At 38.0% G+C, this 17,044-nt stretch carries 9 protein-coding genes; 5 read left to right on the top strand and 4 right to left on the bottom strand.

What is annotated here, in order from left to right; translation table 11 throughout:
* Positions 1–15 precede the first annotated feature (15 nt).
* The 4 genes from DRF65_RS09145 to DRF65_RS09130 all read left to right on the top strand — a co-directional run bounded on the left by DRF65_RS09145 (position 16) and on the right by DRF65_RS09130 (position 12,313).
* A complete protein-coding gene (locus DRF65_RS09145) occupies positions 16–471 on the top strand; it encodes a DUF6452 family protein (protein WP_228438597.1) in 456 nt (151 codons plus the stop codon).
* Positions 437–1,102 carry a DUF6048 family protein gene (locus DRF65_RS09140; protein ID WP_115970457.1) on the top strand — a complete coding sequence of 222 codons (666 nt, stop codon included), beginning with the start codon at positions 437–439 and terminating at the stop codon, positions 1,100–1,102. The genes DRF65_RS09145 and DRF65_RS09140 overlap by 35 nt, the downstream gene beginning before the upstream one ends.
* A 775-nt stretch (positions 1,103–1,877) precedes the next feature.
* A complete protein-coding gene (locus tag DRF65_RS09135) occupies positions 1,878–7,040 on the top strand; it encodes a fibronectin type III domain-containing protein (protein ID WP_115970456.1) in 5,163 nt (1,720 codons plus the stop codon).
* Positions 7,041–7,285: 245 nt separating this feature from the next.
* Entirely contained in the window at positions 7,286–12,313 is a 5,028-nt protein-coding gene (locus DRF65_RS09130) for a GEVED domain-containing protein (protein WP_115970455.1), read from the top strand.
* 64 nt (positions 12,314–12,377) lie between these two features.
* On the opposite strand, the gene coaE is transcribed toward DRF65_RS09130, so the two are convergent.
* From coaE to ruvB, 4 genes are all read right to left on the bottom strand, one after another.
* Positions 12,378–13,004, bottom strand: coding sequence for a dephospho-CoA kinase (gene coaE, locus DRF65_RS09125; protein ID WP_115970454.1), 627 nt, complete (start codon positions 13,002–13,004; stop codon positions 12,378–12,380).
* A gap of 9 nt (positions 13,005–13,013) precedes the next feature.
* Entirely contained in the window at positions 13,014–13,880 is an 867-nt protein-coding gene (locus DRF65_RS09120) for an MBL fold metallo-hydrolase (RefSeq protein WP_115970453.1), read from the bottom strand.
* Positions 13,881–13,892: 12 nt separating this feature from the next.
* Complete coding sequence (locus DRF65_RS09115) at positions 13,893–14,504, bottom strand: FMN-binding negative transcriptional regulator (protein ID WP_115970452.1); 612 nt, start codon at positions 14,502–14,504, stop codon at positions 13,893–13,895.
* A gap of 63 nt (positions 14,505–14,567) precedes the next feature.
* Positions 14,568–15,590, bottom strand: coding sequence for a Holliday junction branch migration DNA helicase RuvB (gene ruvB, locus DRF65_RS09110; protein ID WP_115970451.1), 1,023 nt, complete (start codon positions 15,588–15,590; stop codon positions 14,568–14,570).
* 227 nt (positions 15,591–15,817) lie between these two features.
* On the opposite strand from ruvB, the gene hutI reads away from it, so the two are divergent.
* The gene (gene hutI, locus DRF65_RS09105; protein WP_115970450.1) at positions 15,818–17,044 is read left to right on the top strand and encodes an imidazolonepropionase; all 1,227 of its coding nucleotides are present in this window, start codon (positions 15,818–15,820) and stop codon (positions 17,042–17,044) included.

Genomic DNA, 17,044 nt, shown 5'->3' with positions numbered 1-17,044 from the left:
TTTAAATTTCTCATAATGCTCTGCTTCGTTGGAATGTTTTATTCATGTGGCAGTGATGATGATATCTGCGAAAGCGGAGAGGGAACTTCAAGAATGAAGGTTGCCTTTAAGACTGCAGCATCAGATGGTAAGGAAACAACACTTGATTCATTGTCTGTAGCAGTAGATTATGGTTCAGGAAAAGTGGATTTGGGATGGCAGAAAAAAATAGATTCAAGGCTTATTCCTCTAAGGGTAGATGATTCACCTTATACCGATATTTATTTTAAAACATCTACTAAAGGTAAAGAATCTAAAGTAAGAATTAAATATACAACACAGGCAATATATGTATCTCCCGGATGTGGAGCCAAAAAAACATATGACAATTTAAGTTCAGAATTAATAACTCCTGACCCTGTTCAAAGCCTGGAAAATGGACAAAATCAAATATTGAATGAAGACAAGACTAATCTTTACCTTATTTTTTAGCCTGTTCGGGATTCTAGCCTCAGCACAGGAAGAAAAGAAAGAAGAAGTAAAAAAAGTACATTGGAAATATGAGCCAAATTTTATGGTTGGGCTTGATGTCTTGAATACAGGATTGGGATTCTTTTCAGATAGAAAGTTATATCAGGGATTTATTTCCTCAAAGATTAATGGGAACGTTCATGCTATTGCAGAAGCTGGTTTTGAGAAAAATATATATCAGAAAAACAGCTATGATGCTAAAGTAAGCGGTCCTTTTATTAAGCTTGGTGCATTTTATATGCTGGCTAAGGATAGAGAAAATGAATTCAATGGTTTCTATGCAGGTGGAAAAGTTGCCGGATCATTTTATAATCAGGAGTACATGGCTGTTCCTGTCCGTGGATATGGAGGAAGTAATTCTTCAGTGTCTTTTCCTGCGTCCTCACAGTCTTCTTTCTGGCTGGAAGGTACTTTGGGAGGAAGAGTACAGTTGTTTGATTCCAATTTTTATATTGATGTTAATCTGCAGCCCCGCTATCTGGCCTATACTTCCAAACAGGATAATATATCTCCAATGATTATTCCTGGATTTGGAAAAAGTTCCTCCAAATTTAATATGGGATTCGCATGGAATATTGCATATAAATTTTAATTAAACTCATTAATCATAACATTGAACCCGGGAAACTTTCCCGGGTTTTTTGTTTTTACTGATCAGGGCTGTTGATTACTGTATATAGTTGTTAAAGTTCTTTGGAAGAACTTCAGTATCAAAATCTGATGAAGCATAGGAAGCTAGCACTACCAGAAAAGATATTCAGATTCTCTGTATAGTGTGACATTGTTTCCTGGAACAGTTCAGAATAAGCTATTAAAAGGTAGCAAATGCTAGATAACAATGAAGTAAATAAAAAAGACAGCAACTTTGTAATTTCTCCAAACCCTGTAAATGATATTCTGAATACTCCCAGCGTTTCTCATGTATTAACCTTATGAATGTGTAATTTGGAAGTTAAATCGTTAAAAAAGTCTTTATTGATGATAATAAAGTAAATGTGCTTTGGTTGTTGAATGTAAATTATATTATTGCGATAAAAGATAATATTTTTCGGAAATTATTGAATGCATTAAAAAATAATAATAGGGTCAAATCCATATAAATTTACTGAATTTATATGGATTCTTTATTTTTAATCATATAGGGTATTATAGTTTAATTTTTACAAAAAAACAATTTAAAGAATGTATTATAATGAAAAAATGTTTAGATTTGTGTAAATATTAAAATATTAGTTTATGGAATAAAATTACTTTTTTTACTACAGATACTCTGTAAATTACGAGGTTTTGGAAATAAAGTACGGGCCTTGTTAAATGGAAATACTATAATTCTTAATTATCGTTATCATTATTAAATTTTAAAAAATATGAGTGGACTTTTACTCTGTAAAATGAGCCGACCTTTTAAGGTGCTCATTGCATTGCTCTGTATGGTCGTCGGATTGTCCATACAGGCACAAACCATTACAATTGGTACCGGAACGGCAACCCAAAAGTATCCTTTAGGGGTTGCTAATGGATTTGAACGCTCCGCATCTGTTTACACGGCTGCAGAAATTGCTGCCGCAGGAGGAACTGCTGGAAGTATTTTATCCTTGGGATGGAATTCTACCTCAACTTTCAATATAGGGATTCCTCTAAAAATTTATATAAAAGCTGTACCTGCTACAACGCTTACAGCTCAAAACTGGGCTGCTGCAACTACCGGGGCTACCTTATTATATAGTGGAACTGTAGGTCTTGTACCAACAGGATGGTATACTGTCCCTTTACAGCTTCCTTTCACTTATAATGGAGTGGATAACCTTATGGTGCTTGTAGAAACTAACTATGGTGGTTCTGGAACCTTCACTACAGGAGCAAAGCTTACCTATTCTAGTGTACCAACAGGACATATGTATATTCAGGGCAACACTACAGCGCCTACCGGAAATGGTACGGTTACGGGTAACAGACCTAATATTCAGATGACCTTCGGAACACCACCATCATGTTTGTCTATGCCTCCTGGTGGTGTAATCACTGCAGGAACAATTACAGCAACAAGTGCTGAGATCAAGTGGCCTGCTTATGTACCGGTACCTGCATTAGGGTATGATGTGTATTATAACACAACTAATGTACCACCGGGAGCCGGCACAGCACCTAATGTAACTGTCCCGCCGGCAACACCTACCGCTACGATAGGTCCATTGCTTCCTAATACAACTTATTATGTTTGGGTAAGAGCAAGATGTAGTGCAACTGATCAAAGTGAGTGGTCTGCATCATTTGCCTTTGCTACGCCGGCTACATGTCCGGCAATGCCTGCTGCCGGAACTATTACAACAGGAACAATAACGCCTACAACAGCAGCAATTTCCTGGACTGCGTTTGGTTATACACCTGCATTAGGATTTGATATTTATTATAATACTACGGGGGCAACGCCTCCTCCAGGAGCTCCGGCAACACAGAATGTTCCGTCAGGAACAAGTGCAACACTTACTCCTTTACTTCCTAATACAACCTATTATGTATGGGTAAGGGCAAGATGTAGTGCAACAGATCAAAGTGCCTGGAATACTACGCCAAAATCTTTTGCAACACCACCTACGTGTCTTCCGGTTCCTTCAACTGCTGGTTCCCTGACGGTAGGATCAATGACACCTACAAGTGTTGTTGTTGGTTGGGCAGCTTCGAGTTCAGCACCTGCAGGAGGATATGAAGTATATTACAATACAACGGGGACACCACCGACTTCAGCTGTTGGTACAATAGGAACTATTGTTGCAGGAACTTCTGCCCCTTTATCTCCATTGGTATCAGGAACCACTTATTATTGGTGGGTAAGAGCCGTTTGTACACCTACAGACAAAAGCTCCTGGGTTGAGGGACCTGCATTTGCCCCTGGGCAGATTGGAACCGGAACTGCTTATACAGAACAACTTCCTGTAGATGCATACTATGGATATAACTATTCTCAGCAGATTTACACTGCTGCAGAAGTTTTAGGAGCTGTAGGAGCTGGCAAATTTATCACTGAACTTAAGTTCTATGTTGAACAGCCTGTTACTGCTGAGCAGAATAAATATAATGAGTGGGTAGTCTATATGGGCAATACCACGCAAAATAGTTTTCCTGGAAGTTCAAGTTGGGTACCATATTCTTCTTTGAAAAAAGTATGGGAAGGTACTCTTCCTACAATGACAGCCGGAACGTGGGTTACCATACCATTAACTACTCCGATGTTATGGGATGGAACAAGTAATATTGTTATTGCTGTGGATGAAAACTCTCCCGGCTATGCGTCAGCTACGAAAGCCAGATGGGGAAGTTTCCCAGTTAGTGTTGAGAGAGGAATGTTATACAGAAATGATAGCACCAATCCAGATCCTGCTTCTCCTCCAACTGCAACTAGTAGACACAAAGATATTCCGAAAATCAGACTTACTGGGATAGAACTTGTACCTTGTTCTGCAGTACCACCTACTAATATTGCCATAAATAGTATTACTTCAAGTACTGCTATTGTTACATGGACGCCTTCACTAGGAGCTACTTATGTGGTACAATACAGGCCAACTTCTGGTGGACCTTGGAAAACGTTGCCAGCTACAGCAGTTCTGGCTAGTAATCAACAGTTGATTAATTTGGCAGATGGAACTACATATGAAGTTCAGATCGCAACAATTTGTAACGGTAGTCCACAGGGACCATTCTCTGCAAGTACTAATTTTACAACACCAGCTCTTACATACTGTGCTAATGTTCCGCCTACTGCTATGCCAAGCGGGTATATTGGTAAAGTTGTAGTTACTCCTACGAACGGTCCGTTAATGGTGAGTAATTCAGGATATGATGGATATAAAGATTACTCTGCTGATCCTACAAGATTAGTTACTTTAGTGAGAGGTACATCAAATAATAAAATAACGATTACTAAATTCTGGCCTGGTTCTTCATCAAGCTATGGAATAGGAGTATGGATTGACCTTAACAGAAATGGAGTTTTTGAACCTACTGAAAGATTTGTTAATGGTTCTTATAGCACAACCAATCCTGTGAATTCAACAGGTACTGGTTTCACAATAGCACTTCCTCCATCTCCCGCTACTTATGATGGGCCTCTTTTGACCCGTATGCGAGTGGTTATGCTGAATGATGATGTTGACTCTCCTTGTGGGCCTTTTACAGGCAATGGAGAAGTAGAGGATTATGGAGTAAGATTGATTGACCAGCCAGTATGTACAACGGCTCCGCCAACAAATATTACGATTTCAAACATTACTGATACAAGTGCAACATTCTCTTGGACTGCAGCTACTGGGGCAACCTATAAACTACAGTATAGAAAGAAAGTGGCACCAGGGAATGCTTGGGTTCCTATTAACACAATACCGGCACCCGGAAATGTTTATACTATTCCAACAAACACTTTAATAGAGCAAACTGAGTATGAAGTTCAGGTAGCTACGATCTGTGGTGGGGTAACAGGAGCTTGGTCTGCACTTATGCCATTTACTACATTACCGCTGCAATATTGTCCGGTAACAGGTAGTGGAGATAACGATCACATTTCAAATGTTACTGTTACTTCATCTAATTTAGGTGTTCCTGTGATGAGCAACACAACTGTTCAGAACTATTATACAAGCTATACAACACCAGCTACCCTTATTACTTTAGATGCAAATTCAAGTGGTAATAAAATTGCTGTTGGAAAAGGATGGACAGGATCATCAGGTAATGATGCCGTTGTAGCCTGGATCGATTATAACAGAAACGGACAGTTTGAAACTTCTGAAAGAATTCTTAATTCTCCGGCAAGTACTACCACTCCGGTTACTGATCTGTTTACTGTTCCTAATGTTCCTACAGCTTATACAGGACAATATACTACAACGATGAGAGTAATGCTGAAGAATGGAAGTGTTCCAACAGCCTGTGCAAATGCTGCTAATGGTGAAGTTGAAGATTATGCGGTAAGAATCAGACCATGTAGTAATGCGATGCCAAATCCACCTGTTTTTGGGACTCCGGCTCATACTTCGATTGTTGTTAATTTATCAGGAGCTCTTAATACGACAACTTATCTTGTAAAATATAGAGTAAAGGGAACTTCTACATGGACGCAGATTTATGCATCTACAGTATTAGGAAATGTTCCACTTACTATTACAGGATTAAATCCTGCAACAATTTACGAAATTGAAGTTTCTACAATGTGTGGTGGAACAGTGGGACCAGCTACACCAATTCAGACTTTCTCGACGAGATGTGATCCAACACCTCCGACAGTAACCGTAAGCAATATCACCCCAACAAGTGCTTTGATTACGTGGAATCCAATAGTACCAAATGCTATATATAAAATGAGATGGAGAAAAGTAGGAACTCCAAATTGGCCAAATGCTGAAATCAATCTTCCTGCTGCTCCTACCAACACTTATGTACTGAATAATCTGGATTCATTTGTTACTTATGAAGTTCAGATTGCCAATCAATGTGCTGGTGAAACCAACTGGAATGATTTCTCAAATTCTCAGGTATTTACAACCACAAGAATATGTGAAATCCCGCCTCCGGGACTGACAATTACTCAACTATTGCCAACGACTGCAGAGGTTGCATGGGATGCATATCCGGGAGCTACCTATATCCTTAGATATAGAAAAGTGGGTATTCCAAGCTGGACAGAAATTACTACACCTGTTAATAAAGCTGTACTGGACGGTCTTGTGGAAATGACAAAGTATGAAATGCAGGTCGTTAATATCTGTAGCGGAAAACCAGGAAATTATACTCCTCCGTACTACTTTACAACACCTACTGTGATTTACTGTAAGATGAAATCAGAAAATTCAGCAGCAGAGTACATTTCTAAGGTAACTGTTATTCCAAATGGAAAACCTAAAATGGAAAATGCATCAAAAGGATCAAGCTATACAGATTATACAGGTGTTCCTAAGGCAATGATTGAACTGATCCAGGGATCTACGGATAATGAAATTATCATCGAGAAAAAATGGATTGGAAAAACGTATAAAGAAGGAATTTCAGTTTGGATTGACTTCGACAGAAATGGAGAGTTTGATATCAACGAAAAAATCCTGACTTCATATCCAAGCCTTGACACTCCTATATCAGGTAAGTTCAGTGTACCGGCAGACGCATTTGTAAGTACAACAGATTACAAATATGTAGTAATGAGAGTGGCAATGGAAAGAGATGGGGTTCCTGTAGCCTGTGTGAATGTTAAAAACGGAGAAGTTGAAGATTATACAGTTAGAATTTCTAAACTGGGAGCTTCTAATCCGATTGACCAGACAGAGATCCTGATCTATCCTAATCCTGTAAGTACAGTATTGTATGTGAAAAATATCAGCAGAAAAGCTAAATATAAAATCTACAATGCTGCAGGGCAAATCGTAGTAGAAGGTATTCTATTAAATAATGAACTTAACGTTAGCAAATTGATTAACGGTGTTTATGTAATAGATATCGATGATAACGGTAATACTGCTCAAAAGAAATTTATCAAAGAATAATTAGCTAAATTTCATATAGAATAAGCCTTCAGAAATGAAGGCTTATTTTTTTGTTCAGATTTTTATTTTAAGGAAAATAAATCAACAATTGTTGATATTTTTATTCGAATATTGATTATTTGTTTAAATTTTCAATTTATTTAATGTTTTATTAGTGACTTTATATTGTATTTGTGTTTTAATGTTGTTTATTGATAATAAAGTGAGTAGGTTTGTGAGATTAATACAAAGTTTTGAGAAATACTATGAAGAAAATTTTTACTTCTTTCTTTTTCCTTAGCTTGTTGGCAATGTTCCATGCACAATGGACTCCTTCGGCATTCAGAGGAAAAGCGATTCACGAGGGCTCACAGGCCAAAAACTTTTATTCTTTGGACATTTCATTGTTAAAATCTCAATTAGAGAGCGCACAGGAGACAGGTCAAAACGCTCGGCCTGTCACTATATCTTTACCCACTGTAAGTGGAAAAATTGAAAGATTTGCTGTGTATAGTTTTCCTGTTGTAGTGAAAGAGTTGGCCGATCAATATCAGTTAGGCTCCTATGTAGGGGTAGGAGTAGATGATCCCTCTAAATATTTACGGTTTAGCCTGGCTCCTAATGATTTTCAGTCTATGATTATGACCAGTGAAGGAACCGAGTTTATAGAACCAGCCAATGTAGATAAAACAATCTACGAAGTCCACCCGAAAACATCAGGTGGAAAAAATGGTTTTATATGTTCAACTAGGGAACGAGAGGGTGATCAGCAAGAAATAGAAAATCTTCATCAATATGGGAAATCTTTTACTAATCAACCTACAGATTTTAAACGATCTTCTGACCGAAAATATAGAACGTTGAGATTAGTTATGTCTGTTACGGGTGAATATACCCAGTTTTTTGGAGGTACAGTGGCAGGAGCTTTAACAGCTATTAACGCTACACTCACCAGGGTAAATGGAATCTTTGAAAAAGATTTTGCCCTTCATTTAAATTTACAAAACTACCCGAATGTCATATATACAAATCCCAATACTGATCCTTACTCTCCTGCAAGCATAGGAAATTCACCCCCAAATTTTCCATGGAGTACAGAATTGCAGCAAACACTAGCTTCCAATGTGGGACATGCCAATTATGATATTGGACATCTATTTGGTGCATCAGGAGGAGGAGGGATGGCTGGCTGTATTGGCTGTATTTGTTTAGATCCAGGCAATCCAAATCCAGCAACAGGAAACGGTAAAGGTTCAGGCTATACCTCTCCCGCTAATGGAGTTCCACAGGGAGATACTTTTGATGTTGACTTTGTTGCTCATGAAATGGGACATCAACTGGGAGGAAATCATACATTTATGTATGAGTTTCAAGGACCCAATACACAATTTGAACCCGGCTCAGGTACAACAATTATGGGCTATGCAGGAGTTGCAAATGGCAATGCCGGTACTGCCCCTTCTCCAGGAGGAACATTTGATATACAGCCCAATAGTGATGCTTATTTCCTTAGAAACAGTATTAATCAGGTTCAAACAGTCTTAGCTACCGCGACATGTGATATAGAAACAGCAATAACAAATAATTCTCCAGTAATTGCTGCTCTGCCTACCTATAATATTCCTAAAGGAACAGCATTTGTTCTGACAGCTGCAGCCACAGATGCTGAAAATGATCCGATGACCTATACTTGGGAACAGGCGGATGCTATGCTTGATAACACTCCTCCTATTGATAATATCAACTTGGGAAATACAATTTCCGGTGCATCATTCAGATCTGTAATACCATCTACGAGCCCTATTCGTTATTTTCCTAAATTGTCCTCTGTATTAGCAGGAGTTTTACATGATATCAATGGTTGGGAAGCAGTGTCTACAGTTGCAAGAACAACAAAATTTTCAATAACAGTAAGGGATAATCATCCACTTGCCAATCAGCAACAGACTCAGTCCGCGGTTCAGACTATTATTGTAGGAAATAACGGTCCTTTCAAAGTAAATCCCACCACGGTTTATAATAACGGACCAACAAACGTAACCTGGGATGTTGTAGGAACTAATACAGCACCTTATAATGCAGCCAATGTCAAAATAGATTTTACTACAGATAATGGAGGAAGCTGGAACGTAGTGACTGCTTCAACTCCTAATGACGGAAGTGAAACGTTAGACTTTAGTTCCTTTCCCCTTACAGTTGGCGGGATTGCCAAAATCAGGGTAAGTGCTATCAATAATGTATTTTATGCTGTAGGTAGTGCTTCAATAGATACATTACCAATCTGTACTTCCAATCCTCCGGGAGGGGTAGTAGCTACAACCCTGACTCAAAACTCTGCAACAATCACCTGGAATGCTTCATTTAATGCTACCTATATTGTGCAGTATCGTGTTGCAGGAACTTCTGTCTGGACAACTTATGCACCAAATCCTATTACAAATACGGTAACACTTACAGGATTAACAGCAGGAACACATTATGAAGTTCAGATTGCCAATATCTGCTCAGGGATAACCGGTAATTTTTCCGCGCCAACATTGTTTATGACTCCTTATTGTGCAGTAACCTCCAGTAATACAGACAATGGTTATATCTCTAATGTAACAGTAGCTGCAACAAATTCTTATACTATGAGTAATTCCTCTGGAGCCAATAATTATACAGATTATTCTGTAAATGCTGCACAGTTAATTACTGTAGTTAGAGGAACTAACAATAATACCATTTCAGTTTCCAAATCCTGGCCTGCTGCTATGAGTAACAAAGCTGTAAGTGCCTGGATTGATTTTAATAAAAATGGTACTTTTGAAACTTCTGAAAGAATTTTAAATGTATCCAATAATACAGTTACTCCTGTAACAGGAACATTTCAGGTGCCGGCAGGTGCCTATGCAGGACCACTTACAACACGTATGCGGGTAATTTTAAGAGATGTGAATAATCCTAATGTATGCACCTCATTTACTAATGGTGAAGTTGAGGATTATGCAGTGAAAATTATTGATATACCAGCATGTACCAATGCTGCACCCTCTAATATCACAATCACTAACCTTACCCCCAATTCTGCAAATGTGTCATGGGCTGCAACAACGGGGGCTATCTATGTTTTAAGATACAGAAAAATAGGAGGCCCTACATGGACCACTATAAATCCTGTACCAGCTCCCATAAATAATTATACTATTTCAGGCTTAACGGAGCAGACTCAGTATGAAGTTCAGGTAGCTACCAAATGTAATGGAGCTGTGCAGGGGCAATTTTCTCCTTCACAGCAATTTACCACTCCTATATTAACATATTGTTCTATGACCGGAACAGGAACCAATGATCATATTTCAAATGTGACGATTACTCCAATAAATCCCGGATTGCCGGTAATGAGTAATAATTCTGCACAAACAAATTATATAAGCTATACAACTCCGGCTACATTGATCACACTGGAAATAGGTTCTGTTGATAATAAGATTTCCGTTGTTAAAGATTGGACCGGGGCTACAGGAAGTGTAGCGGTTACAGCATGGATTGATTTTAACAGAGATGGTGTTTTTGATAATTCAGAAAGTATTCTTATTTCTGCAGCCAGTTCAACTACTCTTGTTACTGCTAAATTTAATGTTCCTGCAGGAGCCTATTCTGGCCCGTTAACAACTACAATGAGAGTTGTCCTGAAACGAAACAGCGCTCCTGTAATGTGCCAGAATGCAATAGATGGGGAAGTGGAAGATTATGTAGTACGTTTAAGACCATGCAGTACAGATACTCCAACAGGTTTTATGGTGAATACAATAACCCATAATTCAGCCAACATTAATTGGGTGGCAGCAGCTAATAACCTTACCTATCTTCTGCAATATAGAGTGCAAGGGACCCCAACATGGACCGATGTATACGTTTCAAGTATTCCATATACGCTTAATAATCTGTTTCCTTCTACTACCTATGAAGTAAAGGTGGCTGCAAATTGTGGAAAAACAGCAGGAATATTTACTCCTGTCCAAACATTCACGACAAGATGTGATCCTGCTCCGCCAGGTGTTATGGTAGGTAGTGTTACAACAAATACTGCAGTTGTTACCTGGAATACTGCAGTAGTAAATGTAAAATATAAAATGAGATGGAGAAAAGTAGGGGTTACAGGTTGGCCTAATCCTGAAATTGATCTTCCGGCTGCCCCGATTAATAGTTATATGTTATCTGGATTAGTTCCTTCTACTACCTATGAAGTACAGATTGCAAGCCAGTGTGCGAATGAGACGATCTGGAATTCATATTCAAATTCAATTGTATTTACGACAGAAAGAAACTGTGAGCTTCCTCCACCAGGATTAACCATCACCCAGTTATTACCTACTTCAGCAGAAATTAAATGGGATTCTTTCCCAGGAGTAACTTATATTCTCAGATATAGAAGAGTGGGGGTTCCAAGCTGGACCAATATTCCTGTAGCCACAAATGCCTATACATTAACAGGATTACTGGAGAATACAAAATACGAAATGCAGGTCGCCAATGTGTGTAACGGAGCATCATCAGGAACATTCACACTTCCATACTATTTTATAACCCCAATTGTAACGTATTGTAAAATGGTTTCCGGAAATGCTACGAATGAACACATTGCCAAGGTCACTGTAAGACCAAATGGAAAGCCGGTTATGGAAAATGCCTCAGGAGCATCAACTTATACGGATTATTCCGGAGTTCCTAAGGCATTTATAGAAATGGTTCAGGGGTCTACAGATAATGAAATCACAATTGAAAAAAAATGGACAGGAACCAGCCATAAGGAAGGAATTGCCGTATGGATTGATTTTAACCGAAATGGAGAATTTGATATTGATGAAAAAGTGCTCGCCTCCCCACCAAATACAACAACTCCTGTTACGGGAAGATTCAATGTGCCGGCAGACGCTTTTGTAAGTATGACAGATTATAAGTATGTAGTGATGCGGGTTGCAATGGAGCGTGATGGTATTCCTGTAAACTGTGTTAATATTAAAAACGGAGAAGTAGAAGACTATTCCATAAGGATATCTGGAAAATATACTCCTAATCCTCTGAACCAAACAGATATTTTAATCTATCCTAATCCTGTAAGTTCAGTATTGTATGTGAAGAATATCAGCAAGAAAGCAAAATATAAAATTTACAATACAGCAGGACAGATTGTAACAAACGGGATTCTTCTGAATAATCAACTCAATGTAAGCAGGCTTATCAAAGGGGTCTATGTAATAGATATTGATGATAATGATAAAACTGCACAAAAGAAATTTATTAAAGAATAATGTATATAAAGAAAGCCCTCAGAAATGAGGGCTTTTTTATATAAAAGTTAGGAAAACTAACGATTTATTCAATAGCAAAGATGACCTTTTCGGTTTGCTCTTTCAGTTCTTCCAGATTTGTATTATTATAAATGATACAGTCTGCCATTTTAATCTTATCTTTTTCAGGCATTTGCTTTTCCATAACAGCTTCTACCTCACGATAGGTTTTGCTATCCCTATCCATTACTCTTTTGATTCGGATATTATCCTCTGCAGTTACCAATAGAGATTTATAACATTGTCTGTTGAGTCTTAGCTCAAATAATAAAGCTGTTTCCTTAAAAACCAGATATTTGGTTTGCTGCTTTATCCAAGATTCAAAATCAATGCGTACTGCAGGATGAATAATCTCATTTAATTGCTGAAGGAGATCAGTGTTATTAAAAACCTTAGCTGCTACAAATTTCCTGTCATATAAGCCATTTTCATCATAAGCTTCATCTCCCAGTAATGTTTTGATCTGAACTTTCAGATCCTCATTATCATTGACAATATCTTTTGCTCTATCATCAGAATAATAAACCGGAAAACCAAATTCTTCAATGAATTTAGCAACTGTAGATTTTCCCGAGCCAATTCCTCCTGTTAAACCAATGATCTTGGGTGCGGGTGGCTCTGCTTGTTGAGCCTCTGAATGTAATTCTTCCATAATTAAAAATTAATACCCAAAAACATCATTAAAACTGAACGTTTCATCAAGCCTTACTCCTTTTTCAGTCATTTTAAGGCTTGCCAGCTCATGGTGAGCATCATGTTCAAAAAATAATAAATATTCATTATCTACACACTGTTTAAGGAATTTTCCTTTTTCTTCCAGTGTTAAAAGGGGTCTTGTATCATATCCCATCACATATACCTGATTGATATGTCCTGCAGTAGGAATAAGGTCTGCCGCAAAAACAACTGTTTTTTCCTGGTACTGAATAACAGGAAGCATTTGTTTCTCCGTATGTCCGTCTACGAAAATGACATCCATTTTCAGATCAGGAGCAAATCCGTAATTTCCGGTAGTAGGAAGGGGTAAAAAGTTCAGCTGTCCGCTTTCCTGAATAGGGATAATATTTTCTTTCAGAAAGCTGGCTTTTTCTCTTGCATTAGGCTCTGTTGCCCACTGCCAATGGTTTTCATTTGTCCAGAATTGTGCATTTTTAAAAGCAGGCCTGTAGCCTGTTCTGTCATCATTCCATTCTATAGCACCGCCACAGTGGTCAAAGTGAAGGTGAGTAAGAAATACATCAGTAATATCCTCCTTTACAAAGCCATATTTTTTTAAATTTTTATCTAAGGTATCATCTCCCCAAAGAGAATAATGCCCAAAGAATTTATCATCCTGTTTGTTGCCCAGACCGCAGTCTACAAGGATCAGTTTTTTTCCATCCTCAATAAGCAGGGAGCGGGTTCCTAATTCGATTAAGTTTTTTTCGTCTGCCGGGTTAGTTTTTTCCCACAGACTCTTTGGGACGACACCAAACATAGCACCGCCGTCCAGTTTAAATTTTCCACATTGTATTGGATATAACTTCATATATATTTTGATTTATTTCTTTATTAATTTCATTTTCTCAGCAATTTTCCGGGCATCTTTATCCGATTGTTCCAGATGCGAAATGATATTGTTAAAATCATCCTCCTTTCTGTTCTGAGACAGTTTTTGTTTGATGAAGACTTCTGTTGGAATAACCTTTATCCCGAAGGCTCCTTTCATTTCCTTTTCCACAAATTCTCTTCCCATATCTTTTACCATCATGGGACATTGCTGAAACTGTTCATATTTCGAGGTTAATTTATCCAGATGTGCATACAGTTCATCCTGATCCATTAACTCCACTTTTCCATAGATCTGTACTGCTTCATAATTCCATGTGGAAACATTGATATGGTCATACCAGCTGCTGGAAATATAAGTATGGGCACCTAAAAAGTCACATAACACTTCATCTCCGTTTTTCAGGGTTTTCGCCTGCGGATTAGCCCTTGAAATATGAGTTTCAATATAGGGATTTTCCGGATCACTTTCATTCAGCATCATCATGGAATGTGTAGCACGGATTTTATCAACAGAAGAAATGAACAATGCAAAAGAATTTACCTTGATAATTTCTCTCATCACATCCATATCTTCACTTCTGTACAATTTAGGAACAAACATAAATTAGCAATTCTTCTTTTTAAATCTTAAACTCAAAACCTGAACAAAAACCTGAACATTAAGCTAGAAGAGTTCTCCCGGATTTTTCGGTCTTGAAATACTTAAATGCTGATACGCTTTATCAGTAACCTCTCTACCTCTAGGAGTTCTGATAATAAACCCTTCCTGGATTAAAAACGGTTCATAGACTTCTTCCAGTGTTTCCGGATTTTCTCCAATAGACGTTGCCAAAGCGGAAATTCCTACCGGTTTTCCCTTAAAGTTTTCAATCATAACACGCATGATCTTATTATCCATTTCATCCAATCCAAACTCATCCACGTTTAGAGAGTTCAAGGCATATTTGGTTATATTAATTTCAATTTCACCATTCCCTTTGATTTCTGCAAAGTCACGCACCCTTCTCAGTAAAGCATTGGCAATCCTTGGTGTTCCACGGCTTCTTCTTGCAATTTCAATAGCAGCATCTTCATAGATAACTACTCCTAAAACCCTTGCACTTCTCTGAATAATCATCGATAAAAGTTCAATAGAATAATATTCCAGCCGGCTTTGGATACCAAATCTTGCAAGCATAGGTTTGGTAAGCATACCGCTTCTGGTAGTTGCTCCCACCAGCGTAAAAGGATTCAGTCCGATTTGTACACTTCTTGCGTTAGGACCTGTTTCCAACATAATATCGATTTTATAATCTTCCATTGCTGAATACAGATATTCCTCTACAACCGGTGAAAGACGGTGAATCTCATCAATGAAAAGAACATCATTTTCTTCCAGATTGGTGAGTAAGCCGGCTAAACTTCCGGGTTTATCTAATACAGGACCAGAGGTAATCTTACAGTTTACCCCAAGTTCATTGGCAATAATATTGGCTAAAGTTGTTTTTCCTAAACCTGGTGGACCATGTAAAAGGACATGATCAAGTGCACCGCCACGTCTCTTGGCAGCAGTCACAAAAACCTCAAGATTTTCCAGCGTTTTTCTCTGTCCCGCAAAATCTTTAAAGCTTTGGGGACGAATTTGTTCTTCCTGCATCAACTCCTCCCGAGAGTAGTTTTCCTTATCTGGATGTAAAAAATCTGGCATTAATTCATTTCATTTACCTCAAAGATAGCAAATTTAGGCTAAGATTGAAATGAAGATTGAGAAAAGGTGAATTTGAAACTGAGATTAAGATTTAGGCTGAGGTTTACACTGAGACTAAGAACGAAATTGAGATATTTTAAGTATTTTTGAGAGGAAAATTAAAATTTGATTGATTGTATTTGAAATTAAATAGAGATCATTCATTTTCTAACCTTTATCCTAAATAAATGAAATTAATAGGCCCATTTAAGCAGGTTGTAACACTTGCCAACCTTCCGCTAAGAGGAAAACTTACAGACGAACAATTAGAAATTATTGTTGATGGAGGAATAATAGTTGAAAATGAAACCATTAAGAAAATGGGTAATTTTGAAACTTTGAAAAATGAAAATCCAACAATAGAAATAGAATCCATTGAAGGAGAACAGGTGGTTCTGCCTGCCTTTGTAGATTCACATACTCATATTTGCTTTGGTGGAAACAGAGCCAATGACTTTGCGATGCGTAATGCAGGGAAAACTTATTTGGAGATTGCTGAAAGTGGTGGTGGAATCTGGAGTTCTGTACAGCATACAAGAAATGCTTCAGAAGAAGAATTATTGAAAACATTGCTGGAAAGAATCAAGTTCCTTGTGGATCTTGGAATTACTACCATTGAAGTTAAAAGTGGCTATGGACTGGATGTGGAGAACGAATTAAAAATGCTTCGAATCATTAAAAAAGCTCAGGAATCCACAAAGGCAACTTTAGTTCCTACCTGTCTTTCCGCTCACTTAAAACCAAGAGATTTCGAAGGTAGTAATCCAGAATATCTTAACTATATTCTGACCGAAATACTTCCAAAAGTAAAAGAAGAAAATCTGGCGAAGCGTGTAGATATCTTTATTGAGAAATCGGCATTTCAACCGGAAGAAAGTAAAGAATTTTTACTTAAAACTAAAGATTTAGGTTTTGAAATAACCGTTCATGCAGACCAGTTTACACCGGGAAGTTCAAGAATTGCAGTAGAAGTGGGAGCGAAGTCAGCAGACCATCTGGAAGCTACCATTGATGAAGATATCGATTTCCTGGCAAAATCGGATACTGTAGCAACCGCATTGCCGGGAGCAAGTTTAGGATTGGGCGAAAAATTTACACCAGCAAGAAAATTATTAGATGCAGGAGCTATTGTCGCGATTGCAAGTGATTGGAATCCGGGGTCAGCACCTATGGGAAACCTGATCACTCAGGCTTCTATTTTGGCCACATTCCAGAAGCTGACAACAGCTGAGATATTAGCCGGAATGACTTACCGTGCTGCGTATGCTCTTAATCTTGAAGACAGAGGGAAACTTGAAGCGGGAAAAAAAGCAGATTTTGTGACGTTTAAAACTAATAATTTCCAAAATGTTCTTTATAATCAGGGAAGTCTTAAGGCTGAACATGTTTATATTGACGGTAAGCAAATTGATTAA

The sequence above is a fragment of the Chryseobacterium pennae genome (genome assembly GCF_003385515.1).
GTDB classification, from domain to species: Bacteria; Bacteroidota; Bacteroidia; order Flavobacteriales; family Weeksellaceae; genus Chryseobacterium; species Chryseobacterium pennae.
Note: the sequence above shows the minus strand (reverse complement) of the source record. Positions and strands in the feature narration are given on the sequence as shown.

Coding starts and splice junctions, on each gene's coding strand:
- DRF65_RS09145 (WP_228438597.1), top strand. CDS start 16: ATGCTCTGCTTCGTTGGAATGTTTTATTCATGTGGCAGTGATGATGAT.
- DRF65_RS09140 (WP_115970457.1), top strand. CDS start 437: ATGAAGACAAGACTAATCTTTACCTTATTTTTTAGCCTGTTCGGGATT.
- DRF65_RS09135 (WP_115970456.1), top strand. CDS start 1,878: ATGAGTGGACTTTTACTCTGTAAAATGAGCCGACCTTTTAAGGTGCTC.
- DRF65_RS09130 (WP_115970455.1), top strand. CDS start 7,286: ATGAAGAAAATTTTTACTTCTTTCTTTTTCCTTAGCTTGTTGGCAATG.
- coaE (WP_115970454.1), bottom strand. CDS start 13,004: ATGGAAGAATTACATTCAGAGGCTCAACAAGCAGAGCCACCCGCACCC.
- DRF65_RS09120 (WP_115970453.1), bottom strand. CDS start 13,880: ATGAAGTTATATCCAATACAATGTGGAAAATTTAAACTGGACGGCGGT.
- DRF65_RS09115 (WP_115970452.1), bottom strand. CDS start 14,504: ATGTTTGTTCCTAAATTGTACAGAAGTGAAGATATGGATGTGATGAGA.
- ruvB (WP_115970451.1), bottom strand. CDS start 15,590: ATGCCAGATTTTTTACATCCAGATAAGGAAAACTACTCTCGGGAGGAG.
- hutI (WP_115970450.1), top strand. CDS start 15,818: ATGAAATTAATAGGCCCATTTAAGCAGGTTGTAACACTTGCCAACCTT.